Here is a 25,058-nt window from a genome sequence, read left to right on the forward strand (position 1 = left end):
TGGTCGCCCAATGAGGCGGCTCTCGAGTGTTGATGCGGCGTTCTGGTCTGCGGAGACCGCAGGCTGGCACATGCATGTTGGTGCGCTGGCGATTTGCGATCCGACCGATGCGCCCGACTACAGCTTTCAGCGGTTGCGCGAACTACTCATCGAACGGCTCCCGGAGATCCCACAGCTGCGCTGGAGAGTCACCGGGGCCCCGCTGGGGCTGGACCGGCCCTGGTTCGTCGAAGACCAGGATCTGGACGTCGACTTTCACGTGCGGCGAATCGGAGTCCCCGCGCCGGGCGGCCGGCGCGAGCTCGAGGAACTCGTCGGTCGGCTCATGTCCTACAAGCTTGATCGCTCTCGACCGCTGTGGGAACTCTGGGTCATCGAGGGCGTCGAAGGCGGGCGCATCGCCACCCTGACCAAGATGCACCACGCCATTGTCGACGGTGTCTCGGGTGCCGGGTTAGGTGAGATCCTGCTGGATGTCACGCCCGAACCGCGGCCGCCGCAAGAGGAAACAGTTGGATTCGTCGGATTCCAGATCCCCAGGCTGGAGCGCCGCGCGGTGGGTGCCCTGATCAACGTGGGAATCATGACCCCGTTCCGCATCGCACGGCTGGTGGAGCAAACCGTGCGCCAGCAGATCGCGGCGCTGGGCGTGAGCGCCAGGCCGCCCCGCTACTTCGATGCACCCAAGACCCGGTTCAACGCACATGTCTCGCCGCACCGGCGGGTCAGTGGGTGCCGCATTGAACTGGCAAGGGCCAAGGCGGTCAAGGATGCCTTCGGCGTCAAACTCAACGACGTTGTGCTGGCGACGGTGGCCGGGGCGGCGCGCGAATACCTGAAGAAGCGCGACGAGCTGCCTGCCAAGCCGCTCATCGCGCAGATTCCGGTGTCCACCCGCACCGATCAAACCAAGGAGGACGTCGGTAACCAGATCAGCTCGATGACGGCGTCGCTGGCGACCCACATCAATGATCCGGCCGAGCGTCTCAAGGCCATTCACGAGAGCACCCAGAACGCCAAAGAGATGGCCAAGGCGCTCTCGGCGCATCAGATCATGGGGCTTACCGAGACCACCCCGCCCGGTCTGCTCCATCTGGCCGCCCGTGCGTACACCGCTACCGGGCTTTCCCATAACCTGGCCCCGATCAACCTCGTCGTCTCCAACGTCCCCGGCCCGCAGTTCCCCCTCTATATGGCGGGTGCGCGGCTGGACTCCTTGGTGCCGCTAGGGCCGCCGGTGATGGACGTGGCGTTGAACATCACCTGCTTCTCGTATCAGGAGCATCTGGACTTCGGGTTCGTGACGACACCCGAGGTAGCCAATGACATCGACGAGATGGCCGACCTCATCGAACCGGCGCTGGCCGAGCTCGAACGCGCGGCTGGTCTCTAGCTAGCGTGGGCCCGGGCCGTTGGTGACGTATACCCAGGACAGGAACCGGGCCACGGCTTCGGAAGCCTTATGCGCGCGTGGGGAACCGAAGATGTCGAAGGCATGCTGGGCGTTGGGCAATTCGGCGTAGGCGACCGGGGACTTCGACACCGCCCGTAATTCTTCGACGAACTCTCGAGCTTCGACCACCGGGATGAGGGAGTCGTCTTGGCCGTGTAGCACGAAGAACGGTGGTGCGTCGGCCCGTACATGGTGGATTGGCGAAGCATCGACGAAGACCTCGCGGTGGTCGCGGAATTTCCGTTTCACCACGAAACGCGCTAGCAATTCGACGAATTCAGGTCGCCCCTCGGCCTCGGTCGAATACCAGTCGTAGCGGCCATAGATGGGAACCGCCGCCGCCACAGAGGTGCCGGCTTCCTCGAAACCGGGTTGAAACCTGGGTTCGTTGGGGGTCAGAGCCGCCAGCGCGGACAGGTGGCCGCCCGCTGACCCGCCGCTGATCGCCACGAAGTCCGGGTCGCCGCCGTAGTCGGCGATGTTTTCTTTCACCCAGGCCAGGGCGCGCTTGACGTCGACGATATGCGCCGGCCAGGTGTGTAGGGGAGAGACCCGATAGTTCAGCGACACACAGACCCAGCCACGCGAAACCAGGTGGCTCATCAGGGGATACGCCTGGGGGCGGCGCCATCCGAGGACCCAGGCGCCACCGGGCACCTGCACCAGCACCGGGGCCTTGCCGTCGCGCGGCAGATCGCGTCGCCGCCAGATGTCGGCCAGGTTGGCACGGCGGTGTGGGCCGTAGGCCACGATGTTGGTCTTCTCCACATAGAGTCGGCGTGCCACGGTCGTGCGCAGGGGGAGGTTGCGTCGTCCCCGCCGCGTCGGCTCGGTCGGCAGGGTGGCCAACTCCTGGGCGTAGTCAGCCCCCAGTCCTTCGGTCAACCCCGCCTCGAGGACCGGCCCGGGGGTGGTGATGCCGCGGTAGCGGATCACGCTCAGCGTTGCCCAGGCCGCGGCGGTAAGGGCCAACGCGGCTTTGCCCTTCGGCCCGGCGAAATCACCGCGTCGTCCGCGGCGCAGCGCGTCCACCACTGACGCGGCCAGGTAAAGACCAGGCACCTCCGAGGTCGGCCAGCCAAGCCAGAACACGAAAAAGGCGGCATAGGGGTTGCGGCTGATGGGCCGTAATCCGTTGGCGGCGTTGACGAGTTCGGCCGTCGCCCGGGTCAGGGGCCGGGGCCGGCGGGCCAGCTTGCGCAGTCGATCGCCCCTCATGAGCCGCAGACCTTTGCCTGCAGTTCGGCGCGCAATATCTTGCCGGTGCTGCCGCGGGGCAACTCGTCGAGAACCGCGATTTCGCGGGGCACCTTGTAGTTGGCCAGGTTGTCGCGCACATGTTGTTTGAGGGTTTCGGGGGCGGCATTCTCATCAAGATCAGCGTCGGGTTCGAGCACCACGAATGCGGCCAGCGGCTGTCCGTACTGTTCATCGTCGACGCCGATCACCGCGGCCTCCGCGACTTCGGGATGGGTAGCAAGGGTCTTTTCCACCTCGATCGGGTAGACGTTCTCTCCTCCGGAGACGATCATTTCGTCGTCGCGCCCGACCACGAACAGCCGTCCGTTGCGGTCCAGGTAGCCCACGTCGCCCGACGACATGAAGCCGGCGTGGAAATCCTTGGTGGTGCCCGATGTGTATCCGTCGAACTGGCTGTCGTTGCAGACAAAGATGCTGCCGACCTCGCCCACCGGCACTTCGTTGAATTCCGGTTCCAGGATCCGGATTTCGGTTCCTTCGGCGGGGCGGCCCGCGGTGTCGGGTGCGGCACGCAGGCCTGCCGGTGTCGCGGTGGCGATCATCCCGGCCTCGGTCGCGTTGTAGTTGTTGTAGATCACGTCGCCGAATCGGTTCATGAACGCGATGACGACGTCGGGGCGCATCCGGGAACCGGACGCCGCGGCAAACCGCAGTGTGCGGCCGCTGTAGCGGTTGAGCACCTTGGTGGGCAGTTCCATGATGCGGTCGAACATCACCGGCACCACCACCAGGCCGGTCGCCCGATGGCGGTCGATGAGATCCAGCGTCGCTTCCGGGTCGAACTTGCGGCGGGTGACGATCGTGCATGCCAGTGATGCGGCCAGCACCAGCTGTGAGAAGCCCCAGGCGTGGAACATCGGCGCCACGATCACGATGGGCTGTTCGGCTCGCCACGGTGTGCGGTCCAGAATCGCTTTCAGGGTGCCGATTCCGCCGCTACCTCCAGAATGCTTGGCGCCCTTAGGCGTTCCGGTGGTTCCCGAGGTCAGCAGGATCAGCCGGCCGGTGCGGTCGGTGCGCTCGGGCTGGTCGCGCAGGTGGGCGTTGACGAGCTGTTCGACGGTCAGGTCGTGCTGTCCATCAGACCACGCGACGATCCGAGTGGCCTGTGGCCGGCCATCAAATGCGCGGTCCACCGTGGCGGTGAATTCTTCGTCGTAGATGACGGTGTCGACGCCTTCGCGGGCCACCACATCGGCCAGCGCCGGACCCGCGAATGCGGTATTGAGCAGCAGAATGTCGGCACCGATCCGGTTGGCCGCCACCAGCGCTTCGACGAACCCGCGATGGTTGCGGCACATGATTCCGACGACCTTGGGCGAGCCGGCCGGCAGTGCCTGCAGCGCGGCGGCCAGGGCGTTGCTGCGCTCCTCGAGCTGCCGCCAGGTCAGCGTGCCCAACTCGTCGACCAGGCCCGGCCGATCTGGGCAGCGCTGGGCGGCTCCCGCGAATCCCGCAGTGAATCCCATCCCCTCGCGACGCATGGCGGCGGCGATCTTCAGGTATCGGTCCGGTCGCATCGGGGCGATCAGACCGGACCGCGCCAACGTGGTGATCAGACCCAGGATCTGGTCGATGCGAGGCGCCATGGCTCAGCCCAGAATCGGGAATCGACGAGTGGCGGCCAGCCTGGTGAGAGCCTCCTGCATCACCGAACGAACATGTTGGTCGACCTGGTCCACGTCGGGATCCTCGCCGAATTGGGCGATGACGTCGATCGGATCCAGCACCTCGGTGACGATCTTGGTCGGCAGCGGCAGGTTGGGCGGGATAGCCGCGCTGAATCCGAACGGGAAGCCGAACGAGAGGGGCAGAATATCGCTGCGCAGCAACCGCTTTAGCCCAAGCCGTTCGGCGAGCCAGGTGCCCCGGGACAGGTAGAGCTGGGTTTCCTGTCCGCCGATGGACACCGCGGGCACGATGGGGACGCCGGCTTCGATCGCGGTGCTGACGTACCCCTTGCGGCCGTTGAAGTCGATGACGTTTTCCGAAAGCGTGGGCCGGTACGCGTCGTAGTCGCCACCGGGAAACACGATCACCACCCCGCCGGAGCGCAATGCCTTTGCCGCATTGTCTCGGCTGGCCCGGATATAGCCGGTGCGCCGGAAGAACGACCCGGTCGCGCCCATGAACAGGATGTCGTGGCTGAGCGGGTAGACCGGCCGGTCATAACCGAACTTGTCGTAGAAGTCGACGCTGAAGATCGGGACGTCCATCGGGAACATGCCACCGGAGTGGTTGCCCACCACTAGCGCCCCGCCCGGCGGAAACGAGTCCAAGCCGTGGACCTCGGAGCGGAAGTACGTCTTCACCACCGGCCACATCACACCGATCATGCGCCGGGTCAGGCCCGGGTCGAACTTTTCGATGTCGTTGTCGTTGTCGGTATCGCTCACGAAGATCCCCTGACCATGGGCGCTGTGGGTCAACCGATGGTACCGATGGCCAATTGGTCCCGCGGCCGGCGGCCCCACCGGGTGGGCGGCAGTGATCTCGGCGAATCACCCACCAGAGTTCGCCGGATCGCGATAGCATCCGCCCTGCTAGATGTGCTGGGCGGCTGACCTTGCCAGAGCTGCCTGGGTCAGGCGGCGGAGGGGGGTGGGATGTCGTTCGTGGTCACCGCGCCGGAGACGGTGGTCGCCGCGGCGTCCCAATTAACGGGCATCGGATCGGCAATCGAGGCGGCCAACGCGGCAGCCGCGGCCCTGACCACGCGGCTTCTTCCCGAGGCGGCTGACGAGGTATCGGCGGGGATCGCGGCGTTGATGAGCACCCACGCCCAGGAATATCAGCTCCTGGGCGGCCAGCTGGCCACCTATCACGACCAATTGGTGCAGGCCCTCGATCGGACCGCGGGTTGGTACGCGGACGCGGAAACCGGCAACGCGGCGCTGTTGCGCAACGTGCAGCAAGACTTACTCACCGGGTTGACGGCGCCGGGCAGGGCATGGTCTGGGGCCGGCGCCGCCTCCGCGGGAGCGTCCGGCGTTGACGCGCTGATGAGTTGGGCCTTGCTGTCCGGGGGGCGCTCGGTCTTGGTCGTGGGCTCCACCGGAACCCCGCGACCGTCGTATCGCTTCATGCGGGAGGTCTACGACCTGTTCGTCGCACCGCACTATTTTGGCGATTCGCTTTTCGGCGTACAGACACCCGCGCAGTTCCAGCCGTTTACCGGGATTCCCAACCTGACCTTCGATGAATCGGCCGCTACGGGAGCCGGCTACCTGCACGCCGCGATCACGCAACAACTCGCCGACGGGAATCGCGTTGTCGTTGCTGGCTTTTCGCAGGGCGCTTCGGTGGCGACCCTGCAGATGCGGCATCTGCAGAGCCTGCCCATCGACAGCAGGCCGAGCCCCGAAGACCTCTCGTTCGTATTGCTCGGCAATCCGAATAACCCGAACGGCGGGATCCTGGCGCGTTTTCCAGGTCTGTATATCCAATCAGTGGGTCTGACATTCAATGGCGCGACGCCGGTCACCGAGTACCCGACGACGGTCTACACGACCCAATATGACGGCTTTGCCGATTTACCGCAGTACCCGCTCAATGTCGTCGCGGACGTCAATGCGCTGTTGGGTATCTCCTATTCGCACAGCCTCTACTACGGGCTCACGCCTGATCAAGTGGCGGCGGGCGTGGTGCTGCCGGTGTCCTCGCCGGACGTCAACACCACCTATATCTTGATCCCGAACGAGCACTTGCCTTTGCTGCAACCGCTGCGCGGCATTGTGCCCGATTCGGTGCTCGATGGCATTGAGCCCGGTCTGCGCGACGTCTTTGAGTTGGGCTACGACCGAACCGGATACGCGGATGTACCCACCCCCGCGTCGTTGTTCCCCGCCAATGTCAATCCCAACGTGGTCGCGGGCGCGTTCGTCGAGAGCGCGGTGCGGGGGATCGATAATGGCCTGGCCGGCATGGGGCTACCGCCGCTACCGGATCTGCCGGCCGCGCCGTTGCTGCCGGAAATATGGAGCAATGCGCCGCCCATCCCCGGCTGGCCGGCGAGTGTTCTTAGCACCATTGCGGTTCCACCGCAGCTCGGCGGCGCGATAGCCGGGCCGCTCGATCATCTGTATCGCGCACTCGACAGCGTCATCAACGGGCAGATAAATCCCGCCATCACATCGCGCATCTACCAATATGGTGCCGACCTCTCCGCCGAGGCCGCCAGGCACGGCGCTTCTTCCGAACTGCTCAACGCGATCTACGTTGGCCGGCAGGTGTTGCCGATCTTGATCGAAGGGCCGGGGGTCATTCTGACCGCCGATACCTACTATTCGATCAACGCGATCAAGGATCTGGCGGCCGGCAACCTCAGCGGCTTCAATCAAAACCTGCAACTCATCCCTGCCACCAACGCCATGCTGCTGACTTTCGGTGCGACAATTCCGATCGCGGCCGGGGTCTCCGCTTACATCGGTCGTGACTTTCCCTGATAGTTGCCGTGTCGGTGCAGCAACCTGAAGGCCGTGAAGGCATTGTGTGCTAGTGCTTTTGGTCGCGGCCGGACGGGGAAAGCACGGCGGGATTCAAAAGCATCTATTCGTCGGCCGCGTGGTGCCGATAGATTGGAACCGCAAGGGACACACCAGCAGGGTTTCGCACCGAGAATGAGGCCGCTATGGGATTCATGTCACCGGACTTGCCAGACGTCGATCACGAAACCTGGCATACCCTGCCACGTGCAACGCGACTGCAGGTTGTTACTCGGCACTGGGCCGAACATGGCTTCGGGACCCCGTATGCGGTTTACCTGCTCTATTTGCTCAAGATCGCGATCTACGTCGCCGCCCCCGCGGCGATCATCTCGCTGACGCCGGGTTTGGGTGGGCTGGGGCATATCGCCGACTGGTGGACGCAACCAATCGTGTATCAGAAGGTCATCATCTTCACGCTGCTGTTCGAGGTCCTCGGATTTGGCTGCGGCTCCGGACCGTTGACCGGGCGGTTCATGCCGCCGGTTGGCGGGTTCCTTTATTGGCTGCGACCCAAGACAATTCGCCTGCCCCCCTGGCCGGCAAAGGTGCCCTTCACCGATGGGGACACTCGCACCGTGGTGGATGTGACGCTCTACGCCATCGTCCTGATCAGCGGGGGATGGGCACTGCTTTCTCCCGGCCATGCCGGGCCGGTGACAGCCAGCGGTGACGTCGGCCTGATCGACCCGATCCTGGTGGTACCGACGATCATCGCGCTGGCGTTACTGGGTCTGCGTGACAAGACGGTCTTTTTGGCCGCGCGCGGGGAACACTATTGGCTGAAGCTGTTCGTGTTCTTCTTCCCGTTCACCGATCAGATTGCGGCGTTCAAGATCATCATGCTCTGCCTGTGGTGGGGAGCGGCCACATCCAAGCTCAACCACCATTTCCCGTACGTCGTCGCGGTGATGACCAGCAATAACGCGCTACTGCGCGGCAGGCTGTTCAATCCGATCAAGCATCTGCTCTACCGCGACTACGTCAACGACCTGCGCCCGTCCTGGCTGCCGAAACTCATGGCCCACGTGGGTGGGACCACGGCGGAGTTCCTGGTTCCGGCGGTTCTGGTGCTCGTCGCCGGTGACCAGCCGTGGCGCTGGTTCCTGATCGGGTTCATGGTGATCTTCCACCTCAACATCCTTTCCAACCTCCCCATGGGAGTCCCGCTGGAGTGGAATGTGTTCTTCATCTTTTCGCTGTTCTATCTGTTCGGGCACTACGGTTCGATCCGCGCCATAGATCTTCGATCCCCGCTGCTGCTGGTGATCGTGCTCGCCGCTGTCGCCGTGGTGGTAGCGGGAAACCTTTCCCGGAAAAGATTTCGTTCTTGCCGGCGATGCGCTACTACGCGGGTAACTGGGCCACCAGCGTGTGGTGTTTCCGTGCCGGGGCCGAGGAAAAGATCGAGGCCAGCGTCGTCAAGAGCTCCGCGCTGGTGGTCAACCAGTTGGCCAAGCTCTACGACGCGAACACGGCCGAAATCATGGCCGACAAGACGGCCGCGTTCCGGGCCATGCATACCCACGGCAGGGCGCTCAACGGGTTGTTGCCCCGGGCGATCGGCAACGAAGCCGAGTACAAGGTCCGTGAGGGCGAAATCGTGGCCGGGCCGCTGGTCGGCTGGAACTTCGGCGAGGGCCACCTGCACAATGAGCAGCTGGTACAGGCCGTGCAGCGGCGCTGCAATTTCGCCGACGGCGACCTGCGCGTCATCATCCTTGAAGGTCAACCGATCCACATCCAAAAGCAGTGGTACCGCATCGTCGACGCCAAGACCGGATTGATCGAAGCCGGGTACGTCACAGTCGAGGACATGCTTGCCCGGCAGCCGTGGCCCGAGCCCGGCGACGAATTTCCGGTACACGTGACGACTCAACGCGCCGCCCAATGACCAAGGCAGTCGTTGTCGGGGCCGGGCCCAACGGCCTGGCCGCCGCGATCCAGTTGGCCAGGCACGGGGTCGAGGTGCAGGTGCTTGAAGCGCACGACACCATCGGTGGGGGAGCGCGTTCGGGTGAGCTGACCGTGCCCGGGGTGATCCACGATCACTGCTCAGCGTTTCACCCACTGGGTGTCGGCTCACCGTTCTGGAATGAGATCGACCTTCAAAGCTACGGGTTGACGTGGAATTGGCCCGAAGTCGACTGCGCACATCCGCTCGACGACGGCACGGCCGGGGTGCTGCACCAGTCGATTGAACACACCGCGGCGGGCATGGGGCCCGACGGCAAACGGTGGCGCCGTGCGGTGGGGGACCTGGCGGCCGGTTTCGATGAACTGGCGGGCGACCTGCTCCGCCCGCTGCTCGGCGTTCCCCGTCACCCGCTTCGGCTGGCCGCCTTCGGGCCTCGGGCGGCGCTGCCCGCCACCATGATGGCGCGCTGGTTCCGTACCGAGCAGGCGCGCGCACTGTTCGGAGGCGCTGCCGCGCACGTCTACACCCGGCTGGACCGGCCGCTGACCGCGTCGCTGGGGTTGATGATCTTGGCCAGCGGCCACCGCTACGGCTGGCCCGTCGCACAAGGCGGTTCCGGGTCGATAACCGCGGCACTGGGAGCCGCCCTGAACGCGCTCGGCGGTGTCGTGGCCACGGGGATAACCGTCACCAGCCGCCGTGACATCCCCGATGCCGACATCGTCATGCTCGACCTCAGCCCGGCCAACGTTCTGACGCTGTACGGCGATGCGATGCCCGCGCGGATCAGGCGGTCCTACCGGCGTTATCGGGAAGGATCGTCGGCGTTCAAGGTCGACTTCGCCATCGAAGGCGACATTCCATGGACCAATCCTGACTGCCGGCGGGCCGGGACCGTCCACCTCGGGGGCACGTTCGCCGAGATCGCGGACACCGAACGCCAACGCGCACAAGGTCGAATGGTGCAACGACCGTTCGTCTTGATCGGGCAGCAATACCTGGCCGACCCGTCGCGTTCGGCGGGCAACATCAACCCGATCTGGGCCTACGCACACGTACCGTTCGGCTATACCGGCGACGCCACTGCCGCCGTCATCGACCAGATAGAACGATTCGCGCCCGGATTCCGCGATCGCATCACCGCGACCGTCAGCAAGTCGACCGCCGAACTACAGGCCTACAACCGCAACTTCATCGGCGGTGACATCATCGGCGGGGCCAATGACGGGCTCCAGGTCATTTTCCGGCCGCGGATAGCCCTCGATCCGTATGCGATCGGGGTACCCGGTGTCTATGTGTGTTCCCAATCCGCCCCGCCGGGCGCCGGAATCCACGGACTGTGTGGCTACCACGCCGCGGAATCGGCGGTTGCAGGGGTTGCGTAAGCGGCGCTGAGGCTGTCTCAGCCGGCTCCCGCACCCGACGGGCCGGGCTGAACCGGCTGACCCGCCACAGGTCCGCCGGCCGGCGCCGGACCGATTGGCCCGTCCTTGCCGGTTCCCGACATATCGATGATGGGAGCTCCGGCCGCCGGAACGCCCGGGGGCACCGGCCCGAGCGCGATCAGCGGAACGCCGGCCGGGATGGGGATGGGTGCGCCGGCCGGGATGGGTACCGGTGCGGCCGCCGCGGCCCCACCGAGATCGATCAGTGGCGCACCAGCCGGAAGCACCGGAATGGGACCTGGCACCGCCATCGGAACACCAGCCATGTCATTGATGGGAGCGCTGGCCGCGCATGTCGCGCCGGCCGCTGCCGGACCGCCGGCCGCTGCCGGACCGCCGGCCGCTGCCGGACCGCCGGCCGCTGCCGGACCGCCGGCCGCTGCCGGACCGCCGGCCGCTGCCGGACCGCCGGCCGCTGCCGGACCGCCGGCCGCTGCCGGACCGCCGGCCGCTGCCGGACCGCCGGCCGCTGCCGGACCGCCGGCCGCAGCCGGACCGCCGGCCGCTGCCGGACCGCCGGCCGCTGCCGGACCGCCGGCCGCAGCTGGACCGCCCGCCGCAGCCGGACCGCCCGCCGCCGGTGCTCCGCCTTCGCCCGCCATCCCTTGGATGCACGCGTAGCCGTCGGTTTTCAGCGGGACAGCTGCCGCTTGTGGGCTCAACGCAATAGCGGCTCCGCACAGCCCAGCGCAGGCAACTACCTTGAAGTTGAACCGATCAAAGATCGTCATCAACGCCGACTCCTCTTTATTTTTATTCGCGCCCGGTACTTCTGCAATCAATTGGTGCAGTAACACCGCATGGTCCTACTGCACTCGTGTCTAGCCGACCGGCGCAATTGTTAGCGGCCGCCGCGATACACGCGCCGCGCCGCACCGCGCCGTTTCCAAATGGTGACGTTTCCCCTCGAATCCCCTTCCGGCCCTGTCCGCCGGGGCCGGCGAACCCGCCGCGCCGCGCCTGGGTTTTCGCGGCCGCAGAGTTCTGGCATTTGTTACCGGCAGGGCGGTGACGCGTGTCACTGATCTAGGCTGACGGGCAAGGCGCTTTTAGGCGGACATGGAAGGCAGGGAGAGGCAAGTGACGGTCCGGGTAGGTATCAACGGCTTTGGTCGAATCGGCCGCAACTTTTACCGGGCCTTATTGGCTCAACAACAGCAGGGCAGCGCGGACATCCAGGTGATCGCCGTCAATGACATCACCGACAATCAGACGCTGGCCCACCTGCTCAAATTCGACTCGATTCTGGGCCGGTTGCCCCAGGACGTGCGTCTCGAGGGCGAGGACACCATCGTCGTCGACGGTGTGAAGATCAAGGCCCTCGAGGTGCGGGAGGGCCCGGCGGCGATGCCCTGGGGCGACCTGGGGGTCGATGTCGTCGTCGAGTCCACCGGTCTTTTCACCAACGCTGCCAAGGCTAAGGGCCACCTGGACGCGGGTGCGAAGAAGGTGATCATCTCGGCGCCTGCGACCGACCCGGACCTCACCATCGTGCTGGGGGTCAACGACGACAAGTACGACGGCAGCCAGAACATCATCTCCAACGCGTCGTGCACGACGAACTGCCTGGCGCCGTTGGCCAAGGTGCTGCACGACGAGTTCGGCATCGTCAAGGGCCTGATGACCACCATCCACGCCTACACCCAGGACCAGAACCTGCAGGATGGGCCGCACAAGGACTTGCGTCGTGCCCGGGCCGCCGCGCTCAACATCGTGCCGACTTCTACCGGCGCCGCCAAAGCCATCGGTCTGGTGATGCCCGAGCTCAAGGGCAAGCTCGACGGTTACGCGCTGCGGGTGCCGATCCCGACCGGTTCGGTGACCGACCTGACCGCGGAATTGGCCAAGGCCGCGACCGCCGAAGAGATCAACGCGGCGTTCAAAGCCGCGGCCGAAGGCAGATTCAAGGGCATTCTGAAGTACTACGACGCCCCGATCGTGTCCAGCGACATCGTCACCGACCCGCACAGCTCGATCTTCGATTCCGGGCTGACCAAGGTGATCGATGACCAGGCCAAGGTGGTGTCTTGGTACGACAACGAATGGGGTTACTCCAACCGGCTCATCGACCTGGTCGCGCTGGTCGGCAAGTCCCTCTAGGTTCCGGCAGCCGTGACCATCCATTCCCTTGAAGACCTTCTCTCTGAAGGTGTTTCGGGTCGCGGGGTGCTGGTGCGCTCCGATCTGAATGTGCCGCTCGACGAGAACGGTGTCATTACCGATGCGGGCCGCATCACCGCGTCGGTACCGACGTTGAAAGCGCTGCTCGACGCCGGCGCCAAGGTCGTCATCGCAGCGCATTTTGGTCGTCCCAAGGATGGGCCCGACCCGAAGCTGTCTCTGGAGCCGGTTGCCGCGGCTCTTGGCGAGCAACTGGGCCGGCACGTGCAGTTGGCCGGAGACATCGTCGGCACCGATGCGCTCGCTCGCGCCGAAGGACTGACCGACGGCGACGTCCTGCTGCTGGAGAACATCCGCTTCGACAAGCGCGAAACCAGCAAGGACGACGGCGAGCGCCTCGCTTTGGCCAAGCAGCTCGCCGAACTGGTCAGCCCGGGAGGTGCTTTCGTCTCGGATGGCTTTGGCGTGGTGCACCGCAAGCAAGCTTCGGTGTATGACGTCGCCACATTGCTGCCGCACTACGCCGGCAGGTTGGTGGCTGATGAAATCCGCGTGCTCGAGCAGTTGACCAGTTCGACCGAGCGGCCGTACGCGGTGGTGCTGGGCGGGTCGAAGGTATCCGACAAGCTCGGTGTCATCGAGTCGCTGGCAACCAAGGCCGACAGCATCGTGATCGGCGGCGGAATGTGTTTCACATTCCTTGCCGCCCAAGGCTACTCGGTCGGCACGTCGCTGCTGGAGAAAGAGATGATCGACACCTGTCGAAGGCTGCTCGACACCTACCACGATGTGCTGCGGCTACCCGTCGACGTGGTGGTGACCGAGAAGTTCGCCGCCGATTCACCACCTCAAACCGTTGCCGCGGATGCGATCCCGGCCGACACGATGGGCTTGGATATCGGGCCGGGATCGGTCAAGAGGTTCGCCGCGCTGCTGTCCAACGCCAAAACCATCTTCTGGAATGGCCCGATGGGCGTATTCGAATTCCCGGCGTACGCGACGGGCACCAGGGGCATCGCCGAGGCGATTGTCGCGGCGACCGGCAAAGGTGCGTTCAGCGTGGTCGGCGGCGGTGACTCCGCTGCCGCGGTTCGCGCGCTTGGCATTTCGGAGGGATCGTTCTCGCACATTTCCACCGGCGGCGGCGCGTCGCTGGAATACCTGGAGGGCAAGACGCTGCCCGGCATCGAGGTGCTCGGTAGACCCCAGCCCGGCCAAACCGAGGGCGGAGGACCCGCGTGAGCCGCAAGTCGTTGATCGCCGGCAACTGGAAGATGAACCTCAATCACTTCGAGGCGATCGCTCTGGTGCAGAAGATCGCATTCTCGTTGCCGGACAAGTACTACGACAAAGTCGATGTGACGGTCATTCCGCCGTTCACCGACTTGCGCAGTGTGCAGACCTTGGTCGACGGTGACAAGCTGCGCCTGACCTATGGCGGTCAAGACCTGTCCCAGCACGACTCCGGTGCCTATACCGGTGACATCAGTGGGGCATTTCTGGCCAAACTGGGCTGCAGCTTCGTCGTCGTGGGGCACTCCGAACGGCGCACCTACCACAACGAGGACGACGCTCTAGTGGCCGCCAAGGCTGCCGCGGCGCTCAAGCACGACCTGACTCCGATCGTCTGCATCGGCGAGCACCTCGATGTGCGTGAGGCGGGAAATCACGTGGCGCACAACGTCGAACAGCTGCGCGGTTCGCTGTCCGGGCTGTCAGCAGAGCAGATCAGCAAGGTGGTCATCGCCTACGAGCCGGTCTGGGCGATCGGCACCGGGCGGGTAGCTGGCGCAGCCGACGCCCAGGAAGTCTGTGCGGCAATCCGCAGCGAGCTTGGTTCGCTGGCCTCGCCGCAGATCGCCGACGCGGTTCGGGTGCTCTACGGCGGCTCGGTCAATGCGAAGAACATCGGCGAACTGATCGCGCAAGCGGACGTCGACGGTGGCCTGGTGGGTGGCGCGTCGTTGGATGGTGAACAGTTTGCGACGCTGGCGGCCATCGCCGCCGGGGGACCGCTGCCGTAACCGGGCAGTCACGGCGAGCGGTCCCGCGAGTGCTCATCGAGTAGCTCACCAACCCTCGGTGAGCACTCGGTCCAGCGTATCGGCGAAGTAGTCCGCCGCGGTCATGTCGATGCACAGCGGTGGCTTGGTCTTCAGAATGTTCATCCGCTCGCCGGTTGGTTGGATGATGACTCCGAGTTCGAGCATCCGGTCGCAGATGGCAGCGGTCTCTTCGGGCGCTGGCTCCAGTGTCTTGCGGTCGCGGACCATCTCGACGCCGATGTAGAGGCCGAAACCGTGGACGGTACCGATCAGCGGGTGTTTGGTGGCCAGCTTGCGTATCCGGGCGATCAGGTGACTGCCGACGGCCAGGGCATAGTGTTGTAGCCGTTCGCTTTTCAGGGCGTCGAGCACTGCGATCCCGATTGCGCTCGACAGCGGGCTGCCACCCGTGGACGAGAAGAAGTAGCCCTGCGAACGGAACCGCTGCGCGACGGCCTTGCTGGTGATGACGGCGCCGACGGGATGACCGTTGCCCGTCGCCTTGGCGATCGCCACGATATCGGGCACAACGCCTTGTTGCTCGAATCCCCAGAACCACTTGCCGAGCCTGCCGTACCCGACCTGGACCTCATCGGCGATGGTCAGGCCGCCCGCGGCACGAATGGCGGTGTATACCGCGTCCAGATATCCATCGGGAAGTGCCATCCCTCCGGCGCTGCCATAGACGGTTTCGGCGATAAATGCCGCGGGCGCACGGCCCGACTGCACCAGGTCCTCGATGGCGGCGACGGCGTCGTGGGCGTACTGGGACGCCCCGGCACCGCGGTACTTTCCGCGGAAACTGTTCGGGGACTCCACGGTGTGCACGCAGTCCGGGCGGGTGTTCAACGCGTTGGGGTTGTCCGCGGTCGACGTGGATACCGCGTCGGTGGCGTAGGTCCAGCCGTGATATGCCTCGCCGACCGCGACGACATCGCGCCGGCCGGTGGCCGCCATCGCCAGCCGCATTGCGAGGTCGCCGGCCTCCGAACCGGAGTTGACCAGGAATACGGTGTCGAGGGGATCCGGCAGCAGCTGGGTAAGTCGTTCGCAGAACTCGACCACCACCGCGTAGTTGAATCGCGAGTTGGTGTTGAGCCGCTCTAGTTGGCGCGCCGCCGCCGCGGCCACACCTGGGTGGGCATGTCCCAGAACGGTGACGTTGTTGACCATGTCCAGATAGCTTCGCCCCGCTGTGGACAGCAAGTAGTGCCGCCAGCCTCGTTCGATCTGAGGCGGGTCGTCGTAATAGTGCTCCTGCACTTCGGCGAATGTGGCGGCGCGCCGTTCCAGGACGTCGAGCCCATCAGAGGGGGCTGGCTCCAAGCCCAGCAGCGCGGCCGGATCTTCGGTGACCGCCAACCAGCCAGGTGCGTACTCGGGACGTACCGTGTGGGGCGCGGTGGGCGCGTCGGTCGGGCGTAGCGCGAGGTGGATGCGTTGGCCAAAGGGGGCTTTGGCCCAGGGCTGGCCCGCTTGGACGCGCTGGCCGCTAGTCGGCACCGGCTGTGCGCCGGTGAGCTGCAGCTCATGGGAGTCGGTGCGTAGGGTGATGGTCCCGGTGCTGGCGACGACGTCCCCGGCCCACGGGGCAACGAGCTCCGTGTCTTCGCGTAGCCAGAAATCGATGCCGGTGGCGATGGTGGGGCTGCTTCGTGGGTGCAACGGTGCGATGTAATCCGCGCGGGTGGCCGCGTAGCGCGTCGCTGCGGCGAGTGCGTTGGATGAAAGTGCGGAATCTGCCAGCTCGTGGGCGAGGGCGCCATCGAGCCAGGCGCCCCGGTTCGCGGCGTCGGACTCCACGGAAAAGTCCAATCTCACAATGGACTTTGGGTCGATATCGATGATCGGTCGGTGCGGTTTGGGGAGCGGGTGGTGCTGCGGTTGCACGATGCCGAGCCGGTCGCGGATGAGGCCGGTCAGCACCGGGGCCGGCACCAGCAGAGCCTGGTCGAGGATGACCCGTTCGCGTTGGACGGTGTTGGCGGCGTATTCGTTGCCGGGGTCGATGGCGATCTGTTGCAGGTCGCTGACCAGTAGCACGGCAGCCCGCGCGATCACCATGGGCCACAGCGCTTCGATCTCGTCGCCGCTGAGGGGACGAATGGCGTGGAAGGCGGCGACGACCGGAAGAATGGTGGCCGGCTCGGCGCCCGCGTGGTACAGGCAGGAGGCCACGGTGGTGGCAAGCTCGGCGATCGCCCAGGTCTTGGTCAGGTCGCCGAAGTCGATGACGCCATCGGGGTGGCGGCGACCGTCGCTGCCCGGGGACCCCACCATGTTGGTGTCGGCGATATCGAGATGAACGGCCTGTCGCGGCAGTTGTGGGTTAAGGCGCTGTAGGCTGTTGACCGCCGTGGCGGTGGCGACCGCTAGGCGGTGAGCCTCCGCGGGTTCGGCTACATGCCCGATGAGGGCATCGACGGACTCGCTCGCGAAGCGTGGATCCCACTGCAGCACGCGATCCAACCCAGGATGCTCGAATGAGGCAAGCGCCCGGCTGACACGACCCGTCACATTGCCCATCCCGGCGAGAATCTTCGGTGCGAGGTATCCGGACTGCGACATGGCGCCGCCCGGTAGGAAGGTCAGCAGGCGCGCCACTCCCAGCATTTCCTGCCCGATCGACATGGGAGCGTGGCGCTGGCCCCGGCGGTCCGGGATGGCGCGGGGGAGTCGTAGTGCGCTGTCGCGTTCGGCCACCCATTCAACGGCTTCGACCTGGGCGTCGATCTCTTCGGTGCTGAACACCGCGTTGGCGACCTTGAGCACCCCGACGGTGTTGCCGTGGGGATCTGTCATCAAGAAGTTGGCGTCCTGCTGGCTTCCCAGACTTCTGGCGCGAGCGCTGATTCCGTAGTTCTCGACGACAAACTTCTCGGCATCGCGTTCGCTGACCGGCGGCCCCGGCAGTTCCGGGTGCGCGAAGAAGTCGAAGCCCGTCGGGGCTTTCACGGGTTTCACTGCAGGGTCCCTTCTTTGGTGAGAGCAATTTCGGTCTGGATGGGCGCGGCGTCGGCGTCGAAATCCACCGCCGGTGCTGGCTCGCGAAATCCGCGCGTCAGTACGGCCAGGTAGGTGGTTCCGATCCCGAGCCAGGCAAACCCGATGGCAAAGGCACCGACGGACAGGCTGGTCCAAAGCCAGCCCGTGAGGACCACACCGACGGCAGGCATCGCCGCGTACAGCGCCCAGCTCCGCCAGCCGCGCCGGCGTTGATCGATCAGGAAGTGCTCGGTGACCGCGAGATGCACCAGGGTGAAGGCGGCCAATGCGCCGAAACTAACGATCGACGCCATCGTCTCGAGGTCCGCGATCAGCGCCAGCGTGGAGACTGCCGAGACGACCAGCGCCGCTCCGATCGGGGTGCGGAATCGTCGGCTGATCCGGCCAAACACCGCACGGGGCAACACACCGTCGCGTCCCATGGCGTACAGGATGCGGGTGACGCTGACTTGCGATGACAGCGCGGCGGCGCTGCAGGCGCACATGTAGGCGATGATAAAAAATGTTTGTAGCGAATGGCCGCCGGCGGAAACGACTATCTGCAATGCGGCCGAGTTTGGCGTGGTGATTGCGCGGTAGTCCGGCTCGACCAGGGTGGCACAGTAGGAGACTGACAAGAAGGTCGCACCGCCGATGAGCACCGTGAGGATGATCGCCAGCGGAACCGTGCGGCGCGGGTTGCGCGCCTCCTCAGCCATCGTCGACACCGCGTCGAACCCGACGAAGCTCAAGGCGACGACGGCCGCCCCGCCGAGGATGTCTCCGCCGCGGAATCCGGCGCTGTAGAGCGGCTGTAGCAGCGACGCGTCCGGGTGGTCGCGCAGGTACAGCAGCGACACCGTGATGAAAACGAGGACGAACGCCAGCTGCAAACCGACGAGCGCGAAGTTGAGGCGGTTCATGATGACGACGCCGACAATGTTGACGGTGGTGACCAAGGCGATTGCGGCCAAGCAGAAGACGGGCGCCGGGACGGCGGGGAACTGCGCGTTGAGGTAGATCCCGATCAATAGGTAGTTGACCAGGGGCAACAGCAGGTAGTCGAGCATCAATGCCCAGCCGGTCAGAAAGCCGACGTTGCCGCCGAAGGAGCGGCGCGCGAAAGTGTAGGCGCTCCCGGCGCTGGGGTAGGCGTGGACGAGCACGGCGTAGCTTGCGGCGGTGAACAGCATCGCAACAAATGTCACGACGTAGGCGGTCGGCACGTGGCCGTGCGTCGTTTGGCTGACGACGCCGAATGTGTCGAACATGGCGAGCGGGTCGATGTAGGCCAAGCCGAATGCAACCAGCCCGGCCACGCCCAACGCCCGGCGCAGCCGTGGTTCGCCTGTGGGCTGACTCACGATGGCACCGGTCTGATCAACTGCGTCGAACCGTCTTGCATGCTGGGCCTCCCACCTAGAGGTGCGTAGATTTGCGAGGAAACATTGATCACCAATATCACAATGACACGATTCGTCGGTAGACGATACGCGCCGATCTCGGTAAGCGCGAACCGAAGACTTCGGCCGGCTGCCGGGCGCGTGCTCATTGGCGGTGTAAACCGTCGTGGTAACAATGTTTTGAAACGACGAATGCTCGAGGAAGAAGCGGTGGTGATCCCAAGGGCGGATAGTCCAGATCAGACGTGCGGGCGGTTACCGGCGCGCGGCACCATCGGCGAACAGGTCGCGGATCTGATCCAGGAGTCGATCCTGTCCGGCGAGGCAAAGCGCGGTGCGCCGCTGCGCGAAGAATTGATTGCCGACCGGTATCAGGTGTCTCGTCGCACGGTTCGAGATGCGCTTCGGGTATTGGAGTCCAACGGGCTGGTTCGCCATCAGCGGCACAAGGGCTCGACCGTGGTCGACTTCAGTGCTGAAGACATCACCGATATGTACCGGTCGCGCGAGGTCCTCGAACTCGATGCCGCAAAACGGTGGTGTAGGGCAGGCGCGGTGGATTCCGGGTACCGGTTCCACCGCCTGACCGAGGCGCTCGGCCGGCTGGAGCAGGCCTCGCGGGGGACCGATTCCGGGCTGATCGTCAAGTCTGACCTTGACTTCCACGCGGCAATCATCGGCCTCCTCGACAGCCCGCGCGTGGATCGCTTTTTTGCGGCGATCGAGGCCGAGATGCTCTATGCGCTGGCCATTCTCGAGGCCAGCGAGGGCGAGTACAAGACCGATGCGGCAAAGGCATTCGGCGAGCACAAGGCAATGTATGAGGCGCTTCGCGACCGCGACGAGCAACGATCGACGCAGCTCATCTCCGAACATCTTCGGATCAACCGCGACGTCCTGATCCGGATCGTCGCCAGCTGACTGCAGCGGCTGCAGTGCTGCGGGTCCGCTGAGTCATGCCAGAAACAACACCACGATGATCGGCAGTACGAACACCAAGGCAGCGACGATCGTGAGCACGGCGATGGTGATTCCGACGCCGTTGTAGCTTTGCGGCGGCGTGCCCAGCGACCCGGCGCTGTACCCCCAAACCGGCGCCTTGTACCCCAATTCGGCCAGCTGCCCAGGGTAGACATCCACCAGGGTGTCCGCCGGCCCGATCTGCGACGGCAACCAGTAGGGCACATGCACGTGCACCCGGTGCCGTCCCGGTTGCACGGGCACCACCGTGCGACCCCAACCGGCAACCGGTACCTGGAAGCCATTGATGAAAATCTTGGGCTTGAACAGCGCCAACATGAACCCCAGCGGGAAGTACTGAGTCGTTACCGCGATTCCGCCGGAACCCGGGCTCGGCTGGACGTAGCCGTGCGGTGCGGGCGGATAAGCCTGATGTGGGGGGCGATCATGCGGGTACGGCGCCGGTTGGTGGGGATAGCTCACCGAGGTGTGCCGCGTCAGCGGTACTTGATCAGCAATGCCACGCCGACGATCGATACCAGCCAGATCCCGGTGATGAACAGGGTCAACCGGTCGAGATTCTTCTCCACCACGGTGGACCCGGACAGCGAGGACTGCACACCGCCGCCGAACAGCGTTGACAGGCCGCCACCTTTCGCGCGGTGCAGCAGCACCAGCAACACCACCAGCACACTGGTGATCACCAAGGTGATCTGCAGGGCCAACTCCATGACCAGCAGCCTACCGAACAACCGATCGACAACAGGCGCCGGGCGAGTTGGTCCTTGATACTGGGACACATGGTTGAGGTGTCCGATACCGCACTCGAGCCCATTGGCGACGTCCACCGGACCCGGATTGGCCGCGAGGCTACCGAACCAATGCGAGCCGACATCAGACTGCTGGGCGCCATCCTCGGGGATACCGTGCGTGAGCAAAATGGTGACGAGGTCTTCGAGTTGGTGGAGCGGGCGCGGGTGGAGGCCTTTCGGGTGCGGCACTCCGAGATCGACCGCGCCGAGATGGCGCGCATGTTCGAGGGCATCGACATCCACCACGCCATCCCGATCATCCGCGCGTTCAGTCACTTCGCGTTGCTGGCTAATGTGGCCGAAGACATCCACCGTGAGCGCCGTCGCAGCATTCACGTCGCCGCCGGTGAGCCGCCGCAGGACAGCAGTCTGGCCGCCACTTATATGAAACTTGACGCGGCCCAGTTGGATTCGGCAACCATCGCCGAAGCGCTGAAGGGCGCACTAGTGTCTCCGGTCATCACCGCCCATCCGACCGAGACCCGGCGGCGCACCATTTTCGAGACCCAGCACCGGATCACCCAGTTGATGCGGTTGCACGCGGAAGGACACACCGAAACCGACGACGGGCGCGGCATCGAAGTCGAATTGCGTCGGCAGGTCTTGAGGTTGTGGCAGACCGCGCTGATCCGGCTGTTTCGGTTACAGATCTCCGACGAGATCGAGGTCGGGTTGCGGTACTACCCGGCGGCGCTCTTCGAGGTGATTCCGCAGGTAAACGCCGAGGTGCGGGATGCGTTGCGAGCCCGCTGGCCCGATGCCGACCTGCTTTCCGAACCCATTTTGGGGCCGGGCTCGTGGACCGGCGGGGAGCGGGACGGAAACCCGAACGTCACCGCCGAGGTGGTTCGGCTGGCCACCGGCAGTGCCGCTTTCACCGCGCTGGCGCACTACCTGGCCGAACTGACGGCACTCGCGCAGGAGCTTTCGATGTCGGCGCGACTGATCACCGTCACCCCCGAATTGGCCACGCTGGCCGATGCCTGTCCGGCGGGTGCCCGCCCCGACGAGCCGTACCGGCGCGCCTTGCAGGTCGTGCGCGGCCGGCTCAGCGCCACCGCGGCCGAAATCCTGGACCAGCAACCGCAGCACACGCTGGAGTTGGGCTTGCCGCCATATGCCACCGCGGCCGAGCTGCGGGCCGATCTGGACACCATCGATGCCTCACTGCATAACCACGGCGCCGGGTTGTTGGCCGACGACCGGCTGGCCCGGCTGCGTGAAGCGGTGCGGGTCTTCGGATTTCATCTCTCCGGCCTGGACATGCGACAGAACTCCGACGTCCACGAGCAGGTGGTCGGAGAGCTGCTCGCGTGGGCGGGCGTGCACCCGGACTACACCTCGCTGGCCGAAGGGGAGCGGGTCGAGCTGTTGGCGGCCGAACTGAGCACCCGCCGGCCGCTGATCCGCGATGGTGCGCAGCTTTCCGATTTGGCTCGCAGCGAACTGGGCGTTCTGGCGGCCGCCGCCCACGCCGTCTGGACCTTTGGTCCCGCCGCGGTGCCCAACTACATCATCTCGATGTGCCGGTCGGTATCGGACATGCTGGAAGCCGCGGTCCTGCTCAAAGAGGTCGGCCTACTGGACGCTTCCGAGTCTGAACCCTATTGCCCGGTGGGTATCTCGCCGCTGTTCGAGACGATCGAGGACCTGCACAACGGGGCGGCCATTCTGCAGGCGATGTTGGATCTTCCGCTCTATCGCGCTTTGGTGACGGCCCGGGGTGGTTGCCAGGAGGTGATGCTCGGCTACTCGGACTCGAACAAGGACGGCGGGTATCTGGCCGCCAACTGGGCGGTGTATAGAGCCGAACTCGCGCTGGTGGAGACGGCGCGCAAGACCGGAATCCGGCTGAGGCTCTTCCATGGCCGTGGCGGCACGGTCGGCCGCGGTGGCGGACCCAGCTACCAGGCCATCCTGGCGCAGCCGCCGGGTGCGGTAAGCGGATCGTTGCGTCTCACCGAACAGGGTGAGGTGATCGCCGCCAAGTACGCCGAACCGCAGATGGCCCGACGCAATCTGGAGAGCCTGCTGGCCGCCACCCTGGAGTCGACGCTGCTGGACGTCGAGGGGTTGGGCGATACGGCGGCGCCGGCCTATGCGGTGCTCGACGAGGTGGCGGCATTGGCGCAACGTGCCTACGCCGAATTGGTGTACGAGACAACGGGTTTCGTCGAGTACTTCAAGGCTTCCACCCCAGTCAGCGAAATCGGGGCGCTGAACATCGGCAGCCGGCCGACCTCGCGCAAACCCACCGCTTCCATCGCCGACCTGCGGGCCATCCCGTGGGTGCTGGCTTGGAGCCAGTCGCGGGTGATGCTGCCCGGCTGGTACGGCACCGGCTCGGCGTTCGAGCAATGGCTGGCGGCGGGTCCCGAAAGTGAGGCCGACCGGCTGCAGGTGCTGCACGACCTGTATCAGCGGTGGCCGTTTTTCCGCAGCGTGCTGTCCAACATGGCGCAGGTGATGGCCAAGAGCGACCTGGAACTGGCGGCCCGCTACTCCGAACTGGTGGCCGACGAAACACTGCGGCGCCGGGTGTTCGACAAGATCGCCGACGAGCACCACCGCACCATCGCCATGTACAAGCGAATCACCGGACAAGATGACCTGCTTGCCGACAACCCGGCCCTGGCGCGCTCGGTGTTCAACCGGTTCCCCTACCTGGAACCGCTCAACCACCTTCAGGTCGAACTGCTCCGCCGTTACCGCAGCGGTGAGGACGACGAATCTGTGCAGCGCGGCATTCTGCTCACGATGAATGGGCTGGCCAGTGCGCTAAGAAACAGCGGCTGATCGCGGCTGGCCGTCATCGACGGTTACCCATGCGCACCGGGCGTGCCGAAGAGCAGTCCGCCGGTGCCGCCGTTGCCGCCGGTTCCGTCCGGCAAGCCGGTGCCACCGGCACCGCCATTGCCCCCGTTCCCGATCAGCAGCGCGCTACCGCCGCCGCCGCCACCGCCACCCGCGCCGCGGCTGCTGTGGGGGCCAACGGACAAGCCGCCATCTCCGCCACCGCCGCCGTCGCCGGCGCTGCCGAGCAGGCGACCGCCGGTGCCGCCGGCTCCGCAGTTGCCGCCGTTGCCGCCGTCGGCATTGCCGCTGGACTGGCCACCGGAGCCCGCGGTGCCGCCGTGGCCACCTTCGCCGGCAATGCCGCCGTTGCCGACCAGCCAGCCGCCATTGCCGCCCGCGCCTGCATCGCCCCCGGCGCCGCCGTCGCCGCCGATGCCGCCGATGCCCAAGCCCTGACCGCCCGTGCCGCCTTTGCCGCCAGCACCGCCCGCCCCGCCGTCGCCGTACATCCACCCGCCGTCACCACCGGCGCCGCCGCTGCCCCCGATCCCGCCGAGGCTAGCGGTCGCGCCTGACGACCCGCCTTTGCCGCCGACACCACCGGAGCCGCCGTCGCCGCCGCTGCCGCATAGCCCGGTTCCGCCGCCGCTGCCGCCGTTGCCGCCCGCGCCGGCGCTTTGGCCGCCAGGGCTGGTGCCGCCAGCGCCGGCACCGCCGTGGCCGCCGGCGCCGCCACTGCCGAAGAGAGAGCCGCCGCGCCCGCCGATGCCGCCGGCTCCGCCGTTGCCGATCAGTCCGGCGTTGCCGCCGTTGCCGCCGGCCGGGTGGGTGGCGTCGCCGGTTCCGCCGTTGCCGCCGTTGCCCCACAGCAGTCCGCCGTCGGCGCCGTTTTGGCCGGGCGCCCCGTTGGCGCCGTTGCCGATCAGGGGGCGGCCCAGCAGGGTTTGGGTGGGTGCGTTGATCGCGGCGAGTAGTTGCTGTTCGAGGGCTTGTAGTGGGTTGGCGTTGGCGGCTTCGGCGGCCGTGTAGGAGTTTGCGCTGCCGGTGAGGGCCTGCAGGAACTGCTGGTGAAAGCTGGCCACCTGGGTGCTGAGGTGTTGGTAGTCGCGGGCGTAGCCGCAGAACAGGGTTGCGATGGCCCCCGAGACCTCGTCGGTGCCGGCGGCCAGCACCGTGGTGGTCGGGGGCGCCGCGGCCGCGTTGGCCGCACCCAGTGACGAACCGATTCCCGCTATGTTCGCTGCCGCCGCGGTAAACGCCTCCGGGGCCACCACTAGTGCTGCCGACATCGCCGCAGTGTATGCGGTTTTTCCCGGCCAAATGCCGAATTGTCGTGACAGGTCCACACTAATTTGCCGGAACGGCCCAAACCTGGA

Annotated in this window: 16 protein-coding genes and 2 pseudogenes; 9 read left to right on the plus strand and 9 right to left on the minus strand. The window is 65.8% G+C overall.

The genetic code is table 11. The features are described from left to right. Positions 1-10: 10 nt before the first annotated feature. On the plus strand, positions 11-1,393 hold the full coding sequence (locus tag G6N41_RS15620) for a WS/DGAT/MGAT family O-acyltransferase (protein ID WP_011739914.1): 1,383 nt from the start codon (positions 11-13) through the stop codon (positions 1,391-1,393). On the opposite strand, the gene G6N41_RS15625 is transcribed toward G6N41_RS15620, so the two are convergent. Genes G6N41_RS15625 through G6N41_RS15635 form a run of 3 tightly spaced genes read right to left on the minus strand, consistent with a single transcriptional unit; the run spans position 1,394 to position 5,049 of the window. Continuing rightward, entirely contained in the window at positions 1,394-2,671 is a 1,278-nt protein-coding gene (locus G6N41_RS15625; RefSeq protein WP_198913297.1) for an alpha/beta hydrolase, read from the minus strand. Further along, a complete protein-coding gene (gene fadD12 / locus G6N41_RS15630; protein ID WP_198913298.1) occupies positions 2,668-4,302 on the minus strand; it encodes an acyl-CoA ligase FadD12 in 1,635 nt (544 codons plus the stop codon). The genes G6N41_RS15625 and fadD12 overlap by 4 nt, the downstream gene beginning before the upstream one ends. A gap of 3 nt (positions 4,303-4,305) precedes the next feature. Then, the gene (locus G6N41_RS15635) at positions 4,306-5,049 is read right to left on the minus strand and encodes a lysophospholipid acyltransferase family protein (protein WP_231609016.1); all 744 of its coding nucleotides are present in this window, start codon (positions 5,047-5,049) and stop codon (positions 4,306-4,308) included. 330 nt (positions 5,050-5,379) lie between these two features. Between G6N41_RS15635 and G6N41_RS15640 the strand changes: the two genes are divergently transcribed. From G6N41_RS15640 to G6N41_RS15650, 3 genes and pseudogenes are all read left to right on the plus strand, one after another. Next, a complete protein-coding gene (locus tag G6N41_RS15640) occupies positions 5,380-7,158 on the plus strand; it encodes a PE family protein (RefSeq protein ID WP_231609017.1) in 1,779 nt (592 codons plus the stop codon). Positions 7,159-7,343: 185 nt separating this feature from the next. Then, positions 7,344-9,091: pseudogene (locus tag G6N41_RS15645) on the plus strand (DUF3556 domain-containing protein). Then, a pseudogene (locus G6N41_RS15650) lies at positions 9,088-10,510 on the plus strand (phytoene desaturase family protein). The pseudogenes G6N41_RS15645 and G6N41_RS15650 overlap by 4 nt, the downstream one beginning before the upstream one ends. A 7-nt stretch (positions 10,511-10,517) precedes the next feature. Here G6N41_RS15650 and G6N41_RS15655 read toward each other — a convergent pair. Next, a complete protein-coding gene (locus tag G6N41_RS15655) occupies positions 10,518-11,291 on the minus strand; it encodes a beta-xylosidase (RefSeq protein ID WP_198913302.1) in 774 nt (257 codons plus the stop codon). 349 nt (positions 11,292-11,640) lie between these two features. Here G6N41_RS15655 and gap point away from each other — a divergent pair, with 349 nt between their 5' ends. From gap to tpiA, 3 genes are read left to right on the plus strand one after another with little or no spacing between them, the layout of a single operon-like run. Next, positions 11,641-12,660 (plus strand): type I glyceraldehyde-3-phosphate dehydrogenase, encoded by a 1,020-nt coding sequence (gene gap / locus G6N41_RS15660; protein ID WP_198913303.1) that lies wholly within the window; start codon positions 11,641-11,643, stop codon positions 12,658-12,660. A gap of 12 nt (positions 12,661-12,672) precedes the next feature. Beyond that, positions 12,673-13,923 carry a phosphoglycerate kinase gene (locus G6N41_RS15665; protein WP_198913304.1) on the plus strand — a complete coding sequence of 417 codons (1,251 nt, stop codon included), beginning with the start codon at positions 12,673-12,675 and terminating at the stop codon, positions 13,921-13,923. Then, on the plus strand, positions 13,920-14,705 hold the full coding sequence (gene tpiA / locus G6N41_RS15670; protein ID WP_198913305.1) for a triose-phosphate isomerase: 786 nt from the start codon (positions 13,920-13,922) through the stop codon (positions 14,703-14,705). The genes G6N41_RS15665 and tpiA overlap by 4 nt, the downstream gene beginning before the upstream one ends. A 45-nt stretch (positions 14,706-14,750) precedes the next feature. Here tpiA and G6N41_RS15675 read toward each other — a convergent pair whose 3' ends face one another. Beyond that, positions 14,751-17,690, minus strand: a complete 2,940-nt coding sequence (locus G6N41_RS15675; RefSeq protein ID WP_198913306.1) for an aminotransferase — start codon at positions 17,688-17,690, stop codon at positions 14,751-14,753. Beyond that, positions 17,687-19,075: an APC family permease gene (locus G6N41_RS15680; RefSeq protein WP_231608518.1), complete on the minus strand. Its 1,389-nt coding sequence runs from the start codon at positions 19,073-19,075 to the stop codon at positions 17,687-17,689. Before G6N41_RS15680 ends, G6N41_RS15675 begins: the two co-directional genes overlap by 4 nt. A 231-nt stretch (positions 19,076-19,306) precedes the next feature. On the opposite strand from G6N41_RS15680, the gene G6N41_RS15685 reads away from it, so the two are divergent. Next, positions 19,307-20,035 (plus strand): GntR family transcriptional regulator, encoded by a 729-nt coding sequence (locus G6N41_RS15685; protein ID WP_020728581.1) that lies wholly within the window; start codon positions 19,307-19,309, stop codon positions 20,033-20,035. A gap of 33 nt (positions 20,036-20,068) precedes the next feature. Here G6N41_RS15685 and G6N41_RS15690 read toward each other — a convergent pair whose 3' ends face one another. Together G6N41_RS15690 and secG are read right to left on the minus strand one after the other, a co-directional pair. Further along, the gene (locus G6N41_RS15690) at positions 20,069-20,557 is read right to left on the minus strand and encodes a hypothetical protein (protein ID WP_231608520.1); all 489 of its coding nucleotides are present in this window, start codon (positions 20,555-20,557) and stop codon (positions 20,069-20,071) included. Between the two features lie 14 nt (positions 20,558-20,571). Then, positions 20,572-20,805 carry a preprotein translocase subunit SecG gene (secG, locus tag G6N41_RS15695; protein WP_011739926.1) on the minus strand — a complete coding sequence of 78 codons (234 nt, stop codon included), beginning with the start codon at positions 20,803-20,805 and terminating at the stop codon, positions 20,572-20,574. Positions 20,806-20,874: 69 nt separating this feature from the next. Between secG and ppc the strand changes: the two genes are divergently transcribed. Beyond that, entirely contained in the window at positions 20,875-23,682 is a 2,808-nt protein-coding gene (gene ppc / locus G6N41_RS15700) for a phosphoenolpyruvate carboxylase (RefSeq protein WP_198913307.1), read from the plus strand. Between the two features lie 23 nt (positions 23,683-23,705). Here the strand turns inward: ppc and G6N41_RS15705 are convergent, their stop codons facing one another. Beyond that, entirely contained in the window at positions 23,706-24,971 is a 1,266-nt protein-coding gene (locus G6N41_RS15705) for a PE family protein (protein WP_198913308.1), read from the minus strand. Positions 24,972-25,058: the final 87 nt, after the last annotated feature.

The sequence above is a fragment of the Mycobacterium shottsii genome (assembly GCF_010728525.1).
Lineage (GTDB): Bacteria > Actinomycetota > Actinomycetes > Mycobacteriales > Mycobacteriaceae > Mycobacterium > Mycobacterium marinum.